At 70.5% G+C, this 16,882-nt stretch carries 14 protein-coding genes and 1 pseudogene; 7 read left to right on the top strand and 8 right to left on the bottom strand.

Annotated elements, in window-relative coordinates; all coding sequences use genetic code 11:
* The first annotated feature begins 2 nt into the window (after positions 1-2).
* On the top strand, positions 3-1,403 hold the full coding sequence (locus tag SLUN_RS34055; protein ID WP_108153771.1) for a GH1 family beta-glucosidase: 1,401 nt from the start codon (positions 3-5) through the stop codon (positions 1,401-1,403).
* Here SLUN_RS34055 and SLUN_RS34050 read toward each other — a convergent pair.
* On the bottom strand, positions 1,375-2,250 hold the full coding sequence (locus tag SLUN_RS34050; protein WP_108153770.1) for an oxygenase MpaB family protein: 876 nt from the start codon (positions 2,248-2,250) through the stop codon (positions 1,375-1,377). The genes SLUN_RS34055 and SLUN_RS34050 overlap by 29 nt on opposite strands.
* Before the next feature lie 238 nt (positions 2,251-2,488).
* Here SLUN_RS34050 and sph point away from each other — a divergent pair, with 238 nt between their 5' ends.
* The 3 genes from sph to SLUN_RS34035 all read left to right on the top strand — a co-directional run bounded on the left by sph (position 2,489) and on the right by SLUN_RS34035 (position 5,759).
* Entirely contained in the window at positions 2,489-3,472 is a 984-nt protein-coding gene (gene sph, locus SLUN_RS34045) for a sphingomyelin phosphodiesterase (RefSeq protein WP_108153769.1), read from the top strand.
* A gap of 84 nt (positions 3,473-3,556) precedes the next feature.
* Positions 3,557-4,477, top strand: a complete 921-nt coding sequence (locus SLUN_RS34040) for a cation diffusion facilitator family transporter (RefSeq protein ID WP_108155090.1) — start codon at positions 3,557-3,559, stop codon at positions 4,475-4,477.
* A gap of 169 nt (positions 4,478-4,646) precedes the next feature.
* On the top strand, positions 4,647-5,759 hold the full coding sequence (locus tag SLUN_RS34035) for a S1 family peptidase (protein ID WP_108153768.1): 1,113 nt from the start codon (positions 4,647-4,649) through the stop codon (positions 5,757-5,759).
* A 100-nt stretch (positions 5,760-5,859) separates the two neighbouring features.
* Here the strand turns inward: SLUN_RS34035 and SLUN_RS34030 are convergent, their stop codons facing one another.
* Complete coding sequence (locus tag SLUN_RS34030) at positions 5,860-6,339, bottom strand: macro domain-containing protein (RefSeq protein WP_108153767.1); 480 nt, start codon at positions 6,337-6,339, stop codon at positions 5,860-5,862.
* 170 nt (positions 6,340-6,509) lie between these two features.
* Here SLUN_RS34030 and SLUN_RS34025 point away from each other — a divergent pair, with 170 nt between their 5' ends.
* A complete protein-coding gene (locus SLUN_RS34025; RefSeq protein ID WP_108153766.1) occupies positions 6,510-7,238 on the top strand; it encodes a MerR family transcriptional regulator in 729 nt (242 codons plus the stop codon).
* Positions 7,239-7,306: 68 nt separating this feature from the next.
* Here SLUN_RS34025 and SLUN_RS34020 read toward each other — a convergent pair whose 3' ends face one another.
* From SLUN_RS34020 to SLUN_RS34005, 4 genes and pseudogenes are all read right to left on the bottom strand, one after another.
* Positions 7,307-9,481 (bottom strand): 3-hydroxyacyl-CoA dehydrogenase NAD-binding domain-containing protein, encoded by a 2,175-nt coding sequence (locus SLUN_RS34020; RefSeq protein WP_108153765.1) that lies wholly within the window; start codon positions 9,479-9,481, stop codon positions 7,307-7,309.
* A 32-nt stretch (positions 9,482-9,513) separates the two neighbouring features.
* Entirely contained in the window at positions 9,514-10,728 is a 1,215-nt protein-coding gene (locus SLUN_RS34015) for an acetyl-CoA C-acetyltransferase (protein WP_108153764.1), read from the bottom strand.
* A 48-nt stretch (positions 10,729-10,776) separates the two neighbouring features.
* Positions 10,777-11,918 (bottom strand): annotated as a pseudogene (locus SLUN_RS34010) (acyl-CoA dehydrogenase family protein).
* A complete protein-coding gene (locus SLUN_RS34005; RefSeq protein WP_179955309.1) occupies positions 11,915-13,066 on the bottom strand; it encodes a CaiB/BaiF CoA transferase family protein in 1,152 nt (383 codons plus the stop codon). The pseudogene SLUN_RS34010 and the gene SLUN_RS34005 overlap by 4 nt, the downstream one beginning before the upstream one ends.
* Before the next feature lie 215 nt (positions 13,067-13,281).
* Between SLUN_RS34005 and SLUN_RS34000 the strand changes: the two genes are divergently transcribed.
* Positions 13,282-14,481 carry a saccharopine dehydrogenase family protein gene (locus SLUN_RS34000; protein ID WP_108153762.1) on the top strand — a complete coding sequence of 400 codons (1,200 nt, stop codon included), beginning with the start codon at positions 13,282-13,284 and terminating at the stop codon, positions 14,479-14,481.
* Position 14,482: 1 nt separating this feature from the next.
* On the opposite strand, the gene SLUN_RS33995 is transcribed toward SLUN_RS34000, so the two are convergent.
* Positions 14,483-15,181, bottom strand: coding sequence for an endonuclease V (locus SLUN_RS33995; RefSeq protein ID WP_108153761.1), 699 nt, complete (start codon positions 15,179-15,181; stop codon positions 14,483-14,485).
* Between the two features lie 232 nt (positions 15,182-15,413).
* Here SLUN_RS33995 and SLUN_RS33990 point away from each other — a divergent pair, with 232 nt between their 5' ends.
* Positions 15,414-15,713, top strand: coding sequence for a YciI family protein (locus tag SLUN_RS33990; protein WP_108153760.1), 300 nt, complete (start codon positions 15,414-15,416; stop codon positions 15,711-15,713).
* A gap of 42 nt (positions 15,714-15,755) precedes the next feature.
* On the opposite strand, the gene SLUN_RS33985 is transcribed toward SLUN_RS33990, so the two are convergent.
* Positions 15,756-16,859, bottom strand: a complete 1,104-nt coding sequence (locus SLUN_RS33985; protein ID WP_108153759.1) for a WD40/YVTN/BNR-like repeat-containing protein — start codon at positions 16,857-16,859, stop codon at positions 15,756-15,758.
* Positions 16,860-16,882 lie beyond the last annotated feature (23 nt).

Below are 16,882 nucleotides of genomic sequence, written 5' to 3'. Positions count from 1 at the left end.
TCATGACCGCTGTCGACGCACGCCCCGAGACGACGACGGAGCTCCGGTTCCCGCCCGGATTCCGCTGGGGCACCGCCACCGCCGCGTACCAGATCGAGGGCGCAGCCGCGGAGGACGGCCGTACTCCGTCCATCTGGGACACCTTCAGCCGTGAGCCCGGCAGAGTTCGCAACGGTGACACCGGCGACATCGCCGCCGACCACTACCACCGGATGCGCGAGGACGTCGCGCTGATGAAGCAGCTCGGCGTCACCGACTACCGGTTCTCGGTCTCCTGGCCGCGGGTGCAGCCGACCGGGCGCGGTCCCGGCGTGCAGAAGGGCCTGGACTTCTACCGCCGGCTCACCGACGCGCTCCTCGATGCGGGCATCCGTCCGGTGGCCACGCTCTACCACTGGGATCTCCCGCAGGAGCTGGAGGACGCCGGCGGCTGGCCGCAGCGCGAGACCGCCCAGCGTTTCGGCGACTACGCCGGGATCATGGCCGACGCACTCGGCGACCGGGTGCGGACCTGGACCACCCTCAACGAGCCGTGGTGCGCGGCGTTTCTCGGCTACGGCTCCGGCGTGCACGCCCCTGGGCGCACCAGCGCGAGTGCCTCCCTGCGTGCCGCGCACCACTTCAATCTGGCGCACGGGTGGGCCGCGCAGCTGCTGCACACGGCGCTGCCCTCGACGTCCGAGATCTCGCTGACCCTCAATCTGCATGCCGTGCGGCCGCTCACGGAATCCGCGGCCGACCGGGACGCTGCGCGCCGGATCGACGCCGTCGGGAACCGGATCTTCCTCGACCCCGTCTTCCACGGCCGCCTGCCGGAGGACCTGGTCCGTGACACGGCCGCCGTCACCGACTGGTCCTTCGTCCGGGACGGCGATCTGGAGGTCACCTCCACGCCGATCGACTCGCTGGGCATCAACTACTACTCCCCCACCGTCGTCGCGGCGGGCTCGTCGGACTCGCCGTCGCCGTGGGCCGGTGCGGAGGAGCATGTCCGCTTCCTGCCGGCGCCCGGCCCGCGTACCGCGATGGACTGGCCGGTCGACGCCGACGGGCTGTACGAGCTGCTGACCCGGCTGCGCGACGACCTGCCCGGCGTGCCGCTGGTCATCACCGAGAACGGGGCCGCGTACGACGACTACGCCGACCCGTCCGGAGAGGTCCACGACCCGGAGCGGGTGGCGTATCTGCAGGCCCATCTCGCGGCCGTGCACCGGGCGATCGGGGACGGCGCGGACGTACGCGGCTACTTCCTCTGGTCGCTGCTCGACAACTTCGAGTGGGCGTACGGCTACAGCAAGCGGTTCGGCATCGTCCATGTCGACTTCGCGACCCAGCGCCGTACGTTCAAGGACAGCGCGCGCTGGTACGCGGACGTCATCGCACGGGGCGGGCTGACCGGCTGAGCCGGGCGGCCCGCCGCGCCTCGCGCGCGAGCGGGAGGTACCGCAGTCGCTCGGGAAGTACGGGAACCACGGCTCGTACGACCCGGGCGACCGAGCGCAGCCGCCGCTCCTGCTCGTCCGTCCACTCGAGACCGATCGCCTCGCGCGCGTCGGGCGGCATCAGCCCGATGGTCACGAAGCGCCGGATGCGGGCGAGCGGAGGCAGCAGGATCGGCCACAGCAGCCTGAGCAGCAGTCGCACGGCCGTCGGTCCGCGGTCGGGCGGCGGCACCGGCTGGTCGGTGGCGATCAGTTCGCGTACGACGAGGGTCATTTCGATCTCGTCGGCAAGCCTCTTGCGGAAGTACGGCCAGAACTCCTCGATCGTCTGGGGCATGTCCCGGTCGTTGATGCCGAGGATCCGGCCGACCTGGAGCCACTCGGCGTACAGCTGCCGTTCCTGCGCCCCGGTGAGCGGGCGGGCCAGATAGCGCAGCGCGTGCTGGTAGCAGGGGAAGCCGGTGGCGTGGACCCAGGAGTAGTAGGCGGGGTTGAGCGCGTGGTACGGGCGGCCGTGGGCGTCGGTGCCCTTGATGGTCTTGTGGAGCTCCCGGAGTCTGCGGCCCTCATCGGCCGCCTCCTCGCCCCCGTACACCCACAGCTGGACCGAGCGCAGAGAGCGCTCCCCGCGGCCCCAGGGGTCGGTGCGGAAGACGGAGTGCTCGTCGACGCCGGCGCCCACGGCGGGGTGGGCGACCTGCAGGGTGAGGGCGGCGGGCAGCATCAGCAGCGCTCGTATGTCGCCGGCGACGGTCCACAGCACTCCGCCCGGCGGGAGCGGTACGGGTGCTGCCGCGGCCCTGGTCATATGCGCTCCTGCCGTCTCCTGAAGTGTAACTTTCGCTCTCCGGCGCGGGGCGGGAGCACGGGCCGTGACGGATCTTCCGGTACCGCGGCCGCTGCGAAGAATCGCACAGGTTCAAAGGAGTTGGTGTGATCGTGCGCCTCCCGAAAGAAAGTAGGCACCTGGTCATTACCAAGAAGTAACTCTGGCTGATTTGATGTGCGGCGCCGGTCGTACCCCCCACCAAGATTCGGGAGTTCTTGTGCCGCATTCCGCGCTCCGCCGTATCCCTGGCGCAGCCCTGTCCACCGCTCTCGCCGCCGTCGTGCTCGCCGGGACCGCTCCCGCGGCCACCGCGGCCGAGGCGGACGCGACGCCGCGACTGAAGGTGCTGACGTACAACGCGTTCCTGTTCAGCAAGACGCTGTACCCCAACTGGGGCCAGGACCACCGGGCAGCGGCCATACCGGCGGCGCCCTTCTTCCAGGGCAACGACGTCGTCGTGGTCCAGGAGGCCTTCGACAACTCCTCGTCGGACGCGCTGAAGCGGAACGCCGCCGCCCAGTACCCGTACCAGACGCCGGTGATGGGACGGAGCAAGACCGGCTGGGACGCGACCGGTGGTGCGTACTCGGCGACCACGCCGGAGGACGGCGGCGCTGCCGTCCTCAGCAAGTGGCCGATTGTCCGCAAGGAGCAGTACGTCTACAAGGACGCCTGCGGGGCGGACTGGTGGTCCAACAAGGGCTTCGTCTACGTCGTGCTGAATGTGAACGGCACGAAGGTCCATGTCGTGGGCACGCACGCGCAGTCGACCGACCCCGGCTGCGACGCCGGCGAGGCGGCTCAGATGCGCAGCCTGCAGTTCAAGGCGATCGACGCCTTCCTCGACGGCAAGAACATCCCCGCGTCCGAACAGGTCCTGGTCGCGGGTGACTTCAATGTCGACTCGCGCACGGCCGAGTACAACACGATGCTCGCCGACGCCGGGCTCGCGGGTGCGGACGCCCGCACCGGACACCCGTACTCCTTCGACACCGAGCAGAACTCGATCGCCGCGGACCGCTACCCGGACGACCCGCGCGAGGACCTCGACTACGTACTGCACCGCGCCGGGCACGCCAGGCCCGCCGGCTGGACCAATGAAGTGATCAAGGAGCAGACCGCGCCCTGGACGGTCTCCAGCTGGGGCACGGCCTACACGTACACCAACCTCTCCGACCACTACCCCGTGATCGCGCGCTGACCGTAGTCGCAAGCCTTTCGCAGCTGGTCAGAGGCCGCATTTCGGCAGTGGCCGCAAGGGACTTGATGTGTCACGGTGGTGACCATGACGGGGCACTCGCACGTCCGTGGTCACCACCATCACCACACGCACGACCGCATCGACGCCGCGCTGGAGGGTTCGGCGCAGGGGCTGCGGACGTTGTGGTTCTCCTTCGCGGTGCTCGCCGTCACCACGGTCGTCCAGGCGGTGATCGCGAGCGCCTCGGGCTCGGTGGCGCTGCTCGGTGACACCGTCCACAACGCCACCGACGCGCTGACCGCGCTGCCACTCGCCCTGGCCTTCGTGCTCGGCAGGCGCGCGGCCACCCGCCGCTACACCTACGGCTTCGGGCGGGCGGAGGATCTGGCGGGCGTCTTCGTGGTGCTGGTGATCGCCGCGTCCGCGGTCTTCGCCGGGTACGAGGGGGTGCGGCGGCTGCTGGAGCCGCAGGAGGTCAGTCATCTGCCCGCGGTCGCGGCTGCCGGTCTTGTGGGCTTCGCCGGAAACGAGTGGGTGGCCAGGGCGCGGATCCGTACGGGCAGAAGGATCGGTTCGGCCGCGCTGGTCGCCGACGGGCTGCATGCCCGTACCGACGGCTTCACCTCACTGGCCGTACTGCTGGGCGCGGGTGGCGCTTCACTCGGCTGGCGGTGGGCCGATCCGCTGGTCGGGCTCGCCATCGCGGGGGCGATCGTGCTGGTCCTGCGCGGCGCGGCGCGCGAGATCTGGCACCGGCTGATGGACGCGGTCGATCCGGCGCTGGTCGACGAGGCCGAGCACGCGCTCTCCCATGTCGAGGGGGTACGGGCCGTGGGGGACGTACGCATGCGGTGGCTCGGTCACGGGCTGCGCGCGGAGACCTCGATCGTCGTCGACCCGGCGCTGACGCTGGTTCAGGCACATGCCGTGGCCCTCGCCGCGGAGCACGCCCTGCTGCACGCGGTCCGGCGGCTGACCGCGGCGACGGTCCAGGTCCATCCCTGAACCTCTGCACGAGTGGGGCTGTGCGGGGCCGCACAGGGGCTCTTCCGGGTTTCACACTTGTGTGCATGACAGGGCCATGTCACATTGAGGTCGGCACTCCGGACTGGTCCAGTCCAAACTGCTCCTCGACATCCCCCCACTGTGGACTCGTACGAAGGAGAAGCCCCCCATGAGACGCACGCTCCGCGCGCGCATCTGCCTTTCCGTCCTCATTGCCCTACCGGCCGTCGCCCTCGGATCGACGCCGGCGGGCGCGGCCGACCCCACCGCCGGCCCCACCGCCAACCCGTCCGCCGAGGCCCCCGCCGCCGAACCCACGCCGGGTGTCTCCGCCTCCGCCTCGCAGTACACGCTGCACTCGTCGCTGGAGCACACGCTCGGCGACGACCGCACCGCCGGCTCCTATCTCGACGCCCAGAGCGGCGAGTTGGTCGTCACCGTCACCGATGAAACCGCGGCCGAAGAGGTACGGGCCACCGGTACCCGAGCGAAGATCGTCAAGCGCAGCACGGCAGGGCTCAGGTCCGCCATGGGCACCCTGGAGACCGACGCGAAGATCACCGGTACGTCGTGGGGCATCGACCCCGCGACGAACCAGGTCTCCATCGAGGCCGACACATCGGTCTCGGGGCGCTCCATGCGACAGCTGAGGAGGGTGGCCGCGGGCCTCGGCGAGGCCGTGCGGATCAAGCGCGTACCCGGAGTCTTCAAGAAGGAGGTGGCCGGCGGAGACGCGATCTACGGCGGCGGCTTCCGCTGCTCGGCGGCGTTCAACGTCGCGAAGGGCACGGTGCGTTACTTCGTGACGGCCGGCCACTGCACGAACGAGGCAACCAGTTGGTCCGCGACGTCCGGCGGCGCGTCCATCGGAACCCGCGTGGGCACCAGCTTCCCGACCAACGACTACGGCATCGTCCGCTACACGGGCACCGCGTGGCCGGCCGGGAACGTGAACCTCTACAACGGCAGCTACCAGGACATCACGTCAGCGGCGGACGCGATCGTCGGCCAGGCCCTCAAGAAGAGCGGCTCGACCACGCACGTGACCAACGGCAGAGTCACGGCCGTGAACGTCACCGTCAACTACAGCGACGGCCCCGTCTACAACATGGTCCGCACGACGGCCTGCTCTGCGGGCGGCGACAGCGGCGGAGCGCACTTCTCCGGCTCGACGGCCCTGGGCATCCACTCGGGCAGCTCCGGCTGCACGGGCACGAACGGCTCGGCGATCCACCAGCCGGTGAAGGAAGCCCTCACCGCGTACGGCGTGAACGTGTACTGACGCACTCGGGGCGTGCCCACCGTGCCTACCCTGCCTACCGCGCCCACGAGGGTGGGCACGCCCGCCGACGCGTGCTCCGGGGGAGTGCGCCGACGTGCGGTCAGCCGTCGTGGTCGTACACCGTCACGGGTATCTCCCTGGCCACCAGGCGCGCAACGATCAGCGGCTCGATCCGTGACCACTTCCCGCCTGCCAGCCCGCACCCGATCCGCGGCATATGGACGGACGCCCCCAGCTCCACCGCCTTGTCGCCCACGGAAGCAAGCGCCGCGTCGATCGCCTCGTACCGCACCGGAACCCCCTTGCTGCCGGTCCGCATCCCCCGCTGCCCCACCATGTTCGCCACCCACAGATACGGCCCCACCTGTACCGACCGCACGGCGCCCAGTCCGAAGTCATTGCCGGCCCGCTCGCGGTGCCAGAGCCGGTAGGCCGCCTCGGGCTCCGGCCAGCGACGGGACAGGGCGAGGACGAAGCCCTTCCCCCAGCCGCCCAGGTCGTTGCAGACATGCGCGATCAGCTTGACGCCCTTGCCCTGTGGCGCGGTGGCGTCCCCTCGTACGTACTCGATTCCGGACATGCAACCACCCTACGGACGGGCACTGACAATCGGTCCTCGCAGCTCGATCCGCCGGATCGACCGGGCGAGACCTTTCACAACACTGGTGAGACAGCAATACTGTTGCACTGCATTGCGACAGGGCACGACCGTGCACGGCACAGCACGGAAGCGGGAAGCGAGGCGCACAGATGGCGACCGGGACCGAGGAGACGACGCTCACCGTCGACGAGCTGGCCGCGCGGGCCGGGGTCACCGTGCGGACCATCCGCTTCTACGGCACGCGCGGGCTGCTGCCGCCTCCGGTGATCGGGCCACGCCGCGTGGGTCGGTACGGCCCGGGTCATCTCTCCCGGCTCGCCCTCATCGAGGAGCTCCAGCAGCAGGGCATGACGCTCGCCGCCATCGAGCGCTATCTGGAACAGCTGCCCCACGATCTGAGCGCACACGATCTCGCGATCCACCGTGCGGTGGTGGCTTCCTGGGCGCCGGACTCGGCCGAGGAGGCGACCCGCACCGAGCTGGAGCGGCGCACCGGCCGGGCGCTGACGGAGGAGGACATCGACCGGCTGGCCGCGATGGGGGTTGTGCAGCGCGCGGACGGGCCCGACACGTTCCGGGTCGATCCCGGGCTGCTGCGGCTCGGGGTGCAGTTGCTCGACGTACCGATAGCGCACGAGACGATCCTGGCTGCCCGTACGGTCCTGCTCGAGCACACGCGCTCGGCGGCGCACGAACTGACCCGGCTCTTCCGGGACGAGGTCTGGAGCCCCTACCGGGAGCGGGAGTCGGACCCGGAGCATGTCGAGGCGATGAAGTCACTGTCGGCGCATATGCAGCCGATGGTGGTGCAGGCGCTGGTGACGGCGTTTCAGCGGTCGCTGAAGGAAGAGCTGCGGGGCGCGTTCACCGCGGAGTGACTGGGGCTCCGCCCCGGACCCCGCGCCTCAAACGAGCGGGGGTCCGGGGGCAGAGCCCCCGGGTCGCCTCACGCGTCGCTGAACTTCTCGCCCCGCTCCGCCTTCTCCACCAGCAGCGCCGGCGGGTTGAACCTCTCTCCGTACCGCTCGGCGAGCTCCCGGGCGCGCGCCACGAAGCCGGTCAGTCCGCCCTCGTAGCCGTTGATGTACTGCAGTACGCCACCTGTCCAGGCCGGGAAGCCGATGCCCATGATCGAGCCGATGTTGGCGTCGGCGACCGAGATCAGGACGTTCTCCTCCAGGCAGCGGACGCTGTCCAGAGCCTCGGAGAAGAGCATCCGCTCCTTCATGTCGATGAACGGGACGTCCACGTCGGAGCGCTTGAAGTGCTCGCGCAGCCCCGGCCAGAGCCCGGTCCGCCTGCCGTCCTCGCCGTACTCGTAGAAGCCCGCTCCGCCACTGCGGCCCGTGCGCCCGAACTCGTCGACCATGCGGTCGATCACCACGTCCGCCGGGTGACCGGCCCAGCTGCCGCCCGCCTCCTCGACCGCGCGCTTCGTCTCGTTGCGGATCTTGCGCGGCAGGGTAAGGGTCAGCTCGTCCATCAGTGAGAGCACCTTGGCCGGGTAGCCGGCCTGCGCGGCTGCCTGTTCCACCGACGCGGGCTCGACGCCCTCGCCGACCATCGCCACGCCCTCGTTGATGAACCGGCCGATCACGCGCGAGGTGAAGAAGCCGCGCGAGTCATTGACCACGATCGGGGTCTTGTTGATCTGGCGCACCAGGTCGAAGGCGCGGGCCAGCGCCTCGTCGCCGGTGCGCTCGCCCTTGATGATCTCGACCAGCGGCATCTTGTCGACGGGCGAGAAGAAGTGCAGCCCGACGAAGTCGACCGGCCGCGAAACGCCTTCGGCGAGCACGGTGATGGGCAGGGTCGAGGTGTTGGAGCAGAGCAACGCGTCCGGCTCGATGACGTCCTGGATCTCCTGGAACACCTTGTGCTTGAGGCCGGTGTCCTCGAAGACCGCCTCGATCACCGCGTCACAGCCCGCCAGGTCCGCCGGGTCGGCGGTCGGCGTGATGCGAGCGAGCAGCGCGTCGCGCTTCGCCTCGGTCGTACGTCCCCGGGAGAGCGCCTTGGCGAGCAGCTTCTCGGAGTACGCCTTGCCCTTGGCGGCCGCATCGGCCGAGACGTCCTTGAGGACGACCTCGATGCCGGCGCGGGCGCAGGAGTACGCGATGCCCGCGCCCATCATCCCGGCGCCGAGGACCGCGACCTTGCGGACCGGGCGCGGCTCGATGCCCTTGGGGCGGCTGGCGCCGGAGTTGACCGCCTGGAGGTCGAAGAAGAACGCCTGGATCATGTTCTTGGCGATCTGCCCGGTGACCAGCTCGGTGAAGTACCGGGCCTCGATGGTCAGCGCGGTCTCGAAGTCGACCTGCGAGCCCTCGACGGCCGCCGCGAGGATATTGCGCGGGGCGGGGTAGGGAGCGCCCGCGGTCTGCTTCTTCAGGTTCGCCGGGAAGGCGGGGAGGTTCGCGGCGAACCGCGGGCTGGACGGGGTCCCGCCCGGGATCTTGTAGCCCTTGACGTCCCACGGCTGCTGCGACTCGGGGTTGGCGTCGATGAAGGCGCGCGCCTTGGCGAGCATCTCCCCGTTCGTGGTGGCGATTTCGTGGACCAGGCCGTTCTCCAGGGCGCGCTGCGGGTTGTACTGGGTGCCCTGGAGGAGCACCTTCAGCAGCGCGTCGGCGATGCCCATCAGCCGTACGGTCCGGGTCACGCCGCCGCCCGCGGGCAGCAGGCCGAGGGTCACCTCGGGCAGGCCGATCTTGGAGCCGGGCGCGTCGAGCGCGATGCGGTGGTGGCAGGCGAGGGCGATCTCGTAACCGCCGCCGAGGGCCGCTCCGTTGATGGCGGCGACAACCGGCTTGCCGAGGGTCTCGATGCGGCGCAGCGAGTTCTTGATGGCCGTACCGGTGTCGAAGGCCTGCTGGGCGTTTTCCGGGCCGACCTTCATCATGTCCTTGAGGTCACCGCCCGCGAAGAAGGTCTTCTTGGCGGAGGTGAAGATGATGCCCCGGATGGAGTCCTTCTCGGCCTCGGCGCGGTCGGCGATCGCCGCGATCGACTCCTTGAAGGCCTGGTTCATGGTGTTGGCGGACTGGTTGGGATCGTCGAGGACGAGGGTGACGACACCGGTCTCGTCCTGTTCCCAGCGGATGGTGGTGCTCTCGCTCATTGCTGTTTCTCCGTAAGGGTGGGACGGGACGGTCAGAGACGTTCGATGACGGTGGCGATGCCCATGCCGCCGCCCACGCAGAGCGTGACGAGGCCGTACCGCTTGTCCTGGCGCTCCAGTTCGTCGATGACGGTGCCGAGGATCATCGCGCCTGTCGCTCCCAGCGGGTGACCGAGCGCGATCGCGCCGCCGTTGACGTTGATCTTGTCCAGCGGGAGGTCCATGTCGCGGGCGAAGCGCAGCACGACACCGGCGAACGCCTCGTTGATCTCCACGAGATCGATGTCGTCGATCGTCAGTCCCGCCTTGGCGAGCGCCTTGCGGGTGGCGGGCGCGGGGCCGGTGAGCATGATGGTCGGCTCGGAGCCGGAGACCGCGGCCGAGACGATCCGGGCGCGCGGCGTGAGCCCGTACCGCTCGCCGACCTCCTTCGTACCGATCGCGACGAGCGCCGCGCCGTCGACGATGCCGGAGGAGTTGCCCGCGTGGTGGACGTGGTCGATCTTCTCCACCCAGTGGTACTTCTGCAGGGCCACCGCGTCGAAGCCGCCCATGTCGCCGATGCCGGCGAAGGAGGGCTTGAGGGCGGCGAGGGAGTCCGCGGTGGTGCCGGGGCGCATGTGCTCGTCGTGGTCGAGGACGACGAGGCCGTTGCGGTCGCGGACCGGCACGAGTGAGCGGTCGAAGCGGCCGTCCTTCCAGGCGGTGGCGGCCCGTTCCTGGGAGAGAGCGGCGTACTCGTCGACATCGCGGCGGGAGAAGCCCTCGATGGTGGCGATGAGGTCGGCGCCGATGCCCTGCGGGACGAATCCGGTCTCGTAGTTGGTCATGGGGTCGGCGAACCAGGCGCCGCCGTCGGAGGCCATCGGCACCCGCGACATCGACTCGACGCCGCCGGCCAGCACCAGGTCCTCCCAGCCCGAACGGACTTTCATCGCGGCCATGTTGACGGCTTCGAGGCCGGAGGCACAGAAGCGGTTCTCCTGTACTCCGGCGACGGAGTCGGGCAGCCCGGCGGCGATCGCCGCGATACGGGCGATGTCGGAGCCCTGGTCGCCGACCGGGCCCACGACGCCGAGGACGATGTCGTCGATGGCCGCCGGGTCGAGGCCCGGGAAGCGGCTGCGGATTTCGTGGATCAGGCCGACGACGAGGTCAATCGGCTTGGTGCCGTGCAGGGCACCGTTGGCCTTGCCGCGCCCGCGCGGGGTGCGGATCGCGTCGTACACATACGCTTCGGTACTCAAGACAGCAGCCTTTCGAGGGTTACGTGATCAGGGTCGGGCCGGGGAGGCTCAGGCCAGGATGGAGCGGCCGATGATTTCCTTCATGATCTCGGTCGTACCGCCGTAGATCGTCTGGATGCGGCCGTCGGTGAAGGCCCTGGCGACGCGGAATTCCGTCATATAGCCGTAGCCGCCGTGCAGCTGGAGGCAGCGGTCGGCGACGCGCTTCTGGAGTTCGGTGGCCCACCACTTGGCCATCGAGGCGTGGACCGCGTCGAGTTCCCCGTCCGAGTGATCGACGATGCAGCGGTCGAGGAACGTACGGGTGACGGCGCACTCGGTGGCCATCTCGGCGATCTCGAAGCGGATGTGCTGCAGCTTGGAGAGCGGCCGCCCGAAGGCCTCGCGCTCCTTGACGTACTGGGTGGTGATCTCCAGCAGATACTCGGCGGCGGCGATCCCGGCGACCGCGATGCCCATCCGCTCCTGCGCGAGATTGGTCATCAGGTGGACGAAGGCGCCGTTGAGCTCGCCGAGCAGATTCTCCTTGGGGACGCGTACGTCGTTGAAGAACAGCTCTGCCGTGTCCTGGGACTTCTGGCCGATCTTGTCGAGGTTGCGGCCGCGCTCGAAGCCCTCGGTGCCGCGCTCGACGACCAGCAGGGAGAGCCCCTTGGCGCCGCCCTCGGGGGTGGTCTTGACGACGACGACCACCAGGTCGGCGAGAATCCCGTTGGAGATGAAGGTCTTCGATCCGTTGAGTATCCAGTGATCGCCGCGGTCCTCGGCGGTGGTGCGGATGCCCTGGAGGTCGGAGCCCGCACCCGGTTCGGTCATCGCGATGGCGGTGATGATCTCACCGCTGCAGAAGCCGGGCAGCCAGCGCCGCTTCTGCTCCTCGGTGCCGAGGCCGGTGAGGTACGGGCCGATGATGTCGTTGTGCAGCCCGAGCGCGAGACCGGCGGCGCCTGCCCGGGTGAACTCCTCGGCGAGCACGGCGCTGTAGCGGAAGTCCGCGTTCCCGCCGCCCCCGTACTCCTCCGGCACAGCGAGACCGAGCAGCCCCTGCCTGCCCGCGGCCAGCCAGGCCTCCCGGCTGACGATGCCGTCCTTCTCCCACTGCTCGTAGTGCGGCAGGACCTCCTTGGCGAGGAAGGTACGGACGGTCTCACGGAACGCGTGTGTTCCGCGGTGAAGATCTGACGCTTCAACGGTCGTCCTCCTTGGCGAGGCCGGTGAGGCCGGTGAGGCCGGGCAGGTCCCAGTCGCGGGCCACTTCCGCGGTGTCGGCGCCCGGCTGGGCGGGGCCCCGGTACACGGAGCCGGGCGTGGCGGAGAAGCGGGGCGCGGGCGCCGGCTGGGTGATTCCGCCGTGGTCGAGGAAGGTTCCGCGGGCCGCGAGATGCGGGTGCGAGGGGGCTTCCCCGAGAGAGAGCACCGGCGCGACACAGGCGTCCGAGCCCTCGAAGACGGCGGTCCACTCCTCGCGCGTCCTGGTCCTGAAGCGGGCGGCGACCGCGGCGCGCAGCTCGTCCCAGCGGGCGAAGTCCTTACGGGCCGGGGCCTCGCCCTTGATGCCGAGCAGCTCGATGAACTCGTTGTAGAACTGCTGCTCAAGGGCCCCGACCGCCATGTACTCGCCGTCGGCGGTCTCGTAGTTGCCGTAGAAGGGGCAGCCGCCGTCGAGCAGATTCGCCCCGCGCCGGTCCTGCCAGCCGCCGGCCGCCATCATCCCGTGGATCATCGTGGCCAGATGGGCGGCCCCGTCGACGATGGCCGCGTCGACGATCTGGCCGGAGCCGCCCTCGGTGCGGGCGTGCTGGAGAGCCGCGAGTACTCCGATGACGAGATAGAGGGAGCCGCCCGCGTAGTCGCCGACGAGGTTGGCCGGGACGGCGGGCGGCTCGTCGGCCTTGCCGATCATGCCTAGGGTGCCGGTGATGGCGATGTACGCGATGTCGTGCCCGGCGCGCTGCGCGAGCGGTCCCTCCTGGCCCCAGCCGGTCATCCGCCCGTAGACCAGACGAGGGTTGCGCGCGTGGCACTCCTGCGGGCCGACGCCCAGGCGCTCCGCGACACCGGGCCGGTATCCCTCGATCAGTACGTCGGCGCGCTCGACCAGATCGAGCACCTGACCGGGGCCGTCCTCGGCCTTGAGGTCGATCAGCACCGATCGCTTGTTGCGGTTGGTGAGGTCGTAGGCCGGATCGATGTTCAGCCCCGCGCCGCCGGGCCGGTCGACCCGTACGACGTCGGCGCCGAGGTCGGCCAGGAGCATGGCGGCGAACGGGCCGGGCCCGATACCCGCCAGCTCGACCACACGCACCCCGGCCAGCGGGCCGTTCCCTGTCGCCGTCATCAAGCCCCCAGCACTGTGACACAACTGATGTAACACCAGCGATGGTAAGAACGCGTTCCACTCCGCACAAGGGTCTCGGCCGAGCAAGCGCTTAGATCTGATGTTACCGATGGGAAACACATCTTCTGCCTGGCCAATTCGCACGCTAGCCTCAGCCACCGACATCAGCGCGACCAGCAGCGTCCAGCAGCGCGGCGGAAACGGCGGAGGGGCCATTGAACACGCGGAACGGGACCGATCGCACGGAGCGCCCGTACGACATCGTGCTCTTCGGGGCGACGGGCTTCGTCGGAGCGCTCACCGCGGAGTACCTCGCGGCACACGCGCCCGACGGCTGCCGCTGGGCCGTCGCGGGCCGCGGCCGGGAGAAGCTCGAGCTGCTCCGTGAGCGACTTGCCGCGATCAATCCCGACTGCGCCGAGCTGCCGCTGATCCAGGCGGACGCCGACGATCCGGGGACGCTGCGCGAACTCGCCGAGTCCACCCGCGTGGTGGCCACGACGGTCGGTCCGTACGTCTGGTACGGGGAGCCGCTGGTCGCCGCCTGCGCGGAGGCCGGGACCGACTACGCCGACCTGACCGGCGAGCCCGAGTTCGTGGACCTGATGTACGTACGCCATGACGCGCGGGCCCGGGAGACCGGGGCGCGCATCGTCCACGCCTGCGGCTACGACTCGGTCCCGCACGACCTCGGCACGTACTTCACCGTCCAGCACCTGCCGAAGGACGTGCCGCTGAACGTCGACGCCTTCGTACGCTCCAACGCCACCTTCTCCGGCGGGACGTTCGCCTCCGCGCTCACCGCGATGAGCCGCGGCCGGCAGACGCTGCGGGCCGCGCACGAGCGGCGGCTGCACGAGCCGCGGCTGATGGGACGGCGGGCTCGGGCCCCGCTGGGCAGCCCCCGGTTCAGCCGGGAGACCGGCGCCTGGGCCCTGCCGCTGCCGACTCTCGACCCGCAGATCGTGGCGCGATCGGCGGCCGCCCTGCCGCGGTACGGACCGGACTTCCGCTACCGGGAGTACGCGGCGGTCAAGTCCCTGCCGATGGCGCTCGGCGGTACGGCGGCCGTGGGCGCGGGCTTCGCGCTGGCCCAGCTCCCGGCAGCCAGGCGGTGGCTGATGGACCGGGTCAAACAGGGCGAGGGGCCGAGCCCCGAGCGCCGGGCGCGGAGCTGGTTCTCGGTGCGCTTCGTGGGCGAGGGCGGCGGCCGCCGGGTCTTCACCGAGGTCTCGGGCGGCGACCCGGGCTACGACGAGACGGCGAAGATGCTCGGCGAGTCGGCGCTCTGCCTGGCCCTCGATCCGCTGCCGAAGACGTCGGGTCAGGTCACCACGGCCGTCGCGATGGGCGATGCGCTGCTGGAGCGGCTCCGGGCGGCCGGGATCAGCTTCCGGGTCGCGGACTCGCGCTGAGTCAGGTCCCGGCCTTGGCTTGTTCCAGGGCAATCCTGCACAGCCGGTCGGCCCGGCGCGTGGTCTCGGGGAGCCGGTAGCGGGACGCGAGGTGGAGGGTGTGCGCGCAGGCGCCCTCCAGGCTCACACGGTGCCCGACGGAGACGAAGAGCGGCTTGACGCCGTCCTGGGTGCGCAGGGCCCGGCCGACCTCCTCGCCATCGTCCGCGAGGAGCGGGGCGAAGTCACCGCGGTGCGGGCCGAGTTCGCCGTAGGAAAAGACGAAGGGGTTCTTGGCGACGCCGATCACGGGCAGCCCGGTCAGTACGCCGAGGTGGGCGGCGAGCCCGAAACGGCGGGGGTGCGCCCGGCCGTAGCCGTCGCAGACGACCAGACCGGGGTCTGCCGTGAGGGACTCCAGGGCGGCCAGCACGGTCGGGATCTCCCGGAAGGCGAGCAGGCCGGGGATGTACGGGAAGGCGACGCGGCCGACCGCGGTGGCCTCCTCGACGACGGTGAGCGTCGCGGCGTCGAGGACGACGGCCGCCGCCGCGACGACATCGCGCTCGTCGTCGTACGCCACATCGACGCCGGTCACCAGACCGGTGGCCGGCGGCGGCCCCGGCTCGTCCAGGACGACGCGGGTGCGCAGTTCGTCCTGAACGGCGAGGGCCGCGGGCTCGTCGGCGGGCCAGTCGGGAGGCGTCTCGATGATCATCATGATGCCGCCCAGCCTAGGCCGTGTCTGACAAATGGCGCCGTCCGCCCGCAGGGCGGGGTGCGCGGCGTCCGGTGCGTGCAATCGCAAGGCGGAGGATCATCCTCGTACTGGACGTACTTGGATGACTCCGACAACACAGCGAGTGTGCGTGCCGGGCGTCGCGCACCAGGCGGGATTTGTCAGACACGGCCAAGGCCGGTCGGTCCGGTGCTGGTCACGTAATCTGGCGATCATGTTCGTACTGGAATTGACCTACACCGCGCCCGTCGAGCGCGTCGATGAGCTGCTCGAAGCGCATGTGGCCTGGCTGGACGGGCTGTACGAGGAGGGCGTTTTCATCGCATCGGGGCGCAAGAACCCGCGCGACGGCGGGGTGATCCTGGCCGTCGGGGACGACCGCGCGCGGATCGAGGAGATCGCGGCGGCCGACCCCTTCACGGTCGGCGGCGTGTGCGAGTACCGGATCACGGAGTTCATCGCGACCAAGACCGCGCCGGGACTCGCCCCGTACCGCCGACAGTTGCCCTCGTAGGACGGCTCAGAACTCCCTGACGGCTCAGAACCCCCTGACGGCTCAGAATTCCAGTCGTGCGACCCGGCCCTTCTCGCCCGAGGCCCAGCAGCCGAAGTCGGGGGTGCAGTCGACCGTGTCGTACGAACCGGTGTCGACCGTGCGCCAGTTGCGCCCGCCGTCCACGGTCAGATCGGTCCCGGTCGGGCCGACGGCGAGTGCCGCGACGCTGCTGTGCGGCAGCCAGGCCACACCCGAGCGGTAGGCGGGCGGCGGTGTCCTCGACTGCCGCCAGCTGCGCCCGCCGTCCCCGCTGACCGCCGCGGCCTGCGGCGATGCCTGGTCGCCCCGGTAGTCGCCGCCGGCCGCGATACCGTGCGTACGGTCGCGGAAGGCGAGCCCGAAGACCCCGCGTGCCGGGTCCCCGGCGGGGATGGTCGATTCCGCGACGGTCCAGTTCAGGCCGCGGTCGGCGGAGTGCAGTACGCGCGCCGTGGCGCCGCCGCCGGTCGCCAGCCACACATCCCTGCTCCCCGAACTGACCAGGCACTGGCCGCTTGCGGCAAAGCCCGCCTCGCCGGGGAGCGCAGCCGGCATCCCGGCGCTCGGCAGCACCTTCCACGACGTGCCGCCGTCATCGGTCGACAGGATGCGGAACCTGCCGTCCACCGGGTCGCTCATGGCGAGTCCGTGCCGGCTGTCGAAGAAGGTGATGCAGTCGTAGAAGGCCTTCGGGTCGGTGTTGCGGAAGGACTCGGTCCAGCTCGCCCCGCCGTCCTCGGTACGGAGGACCCGGGACGCCTCGCCCTCGCCGATGGCCAGCACCACCGCGCGCCGGTCGTCGAAGGCCTCGATGTCTCGGAACTCCAGCTCGCCGGCCGCGGCCGGGGAGACGTTCTGCCAGCTGCGGCCGCCGTCCGGCGTACGCAGCACCGTGCCCTTCGAGCCCGCGACCCAGGCGGTCCTGCGGCTGACGGGCGCGAGGCCCCGGAACCGTACGTCGGTTCCGGTGTCCTTGAGGCTCCAGCTCGGCCCCTTCCCGCTCCCCCCTGCCGCGGTACTGCCCGATTGCCCGGCTGCCTGCGCCGGCGCGGCCAGGGCAGCGGCCACCGCCGCCGCGCACAGCCCCACCGACACCGTTCGTCTCGTCTTCCCCATGGACGTCATGGCGCTGGAAGCTAGCCCACCGG

This window comes from Streptomyces lunaelactis, from assembly GCF_003054555.1.
Taxonomy (GTDB): Bacteria; Actinomycetota; Actinomycetes; order Streptomycetales; family Streptomycetaceae; genus Streptomyces; species Streptomyces lunaelactis.
The sequence above is the reverse complement of the archived record's forward strand: the minus strand, read 5'-3'. Positions and strand labels throughout refer to the sequence as shown.

Excerpts from the sequence above, each read along its gene's own strand:
- SLUN_RS33990 (WP_108153760.1), top strand. The coding sequence starts at position 15,414 with ATGTTCGTACTGGAATTGACCTACACCGCGCCCGTCGAGCGCGTCGAT.
- SLUN_RS33995 (WP_108153761.1), bottom strand. The coding sequence starts at position 15,181 with ATGATGATCATCGAGACGCCTCCCGACTGGCCCGCCGACGAGCCCGCG.
- SLUN_RS34050 (WP_108153770.1), bottom strand. The coding sequence starts at position 2,250 with ATGACCAGGGCCGCGGCAGCACCCGTACCGCTCCCGCCGGGCGGAGTG.
- SLUN_RS34055 (WP_108153771.1), top strand. The coding sequence starts at position 3 with ATGACCGCTGTCGACGCACGCCCCGAGACGACGACGGAGCTCCGGTTC.
- SLUN_RS33985 (WP_108153759.1), bottom strand. The coding sequence starts at position 16,859 with ATGACGTCCATGGGGAAGACGAGACGAACGGTGTCGGTGGGGCTGTGC.
- SLUN_RS34040 (WP_108155090.1), top strand. The coding sequence starts at position 3,557 with ATGACGGGGCACTCGCACGTCCGTGGTCACCACCATCACCACACGCAC.
- SLUN_RS34005 (WP_179955309.1), bottom strand. The coding sequence starts at position 13,066 with ATGACGGCGACAGGGAACGGCCCGCTGGCCGGGGTGCGTGTGGTCGAG.
- SLUN_RS34030 (WP_108153767.1), bottom strand. The coding sequence starts at position 6,339 with ATGTCCGGAATCGAGTACGTACGAGGGGACGCCACCGCGCCACAGGGC.
- SLUN_RS34035 (WP_108153768.1), top strand. The coding sequence starts at position 4,647 with ATGAGACGCACGCTCCGCGCGCGCATCTGCCTTTCCGTCCTCATTGCC.
- SLUN_RS34025 (WP_108153766.1), top strand. The coding sequence starts at position 6,510 with ATGGCGACCGGGACCGAGGAGACGACGCTCACCGTCGACGAGCTGGCC.
- SLUN_RS34020 (WP_108153765.1), bottom strand. The coding sequence starts at position 9,481 with ATGAGCGAGAGCACCACCATCCGCTGGGAACAGGACGAGACCGGTGTC.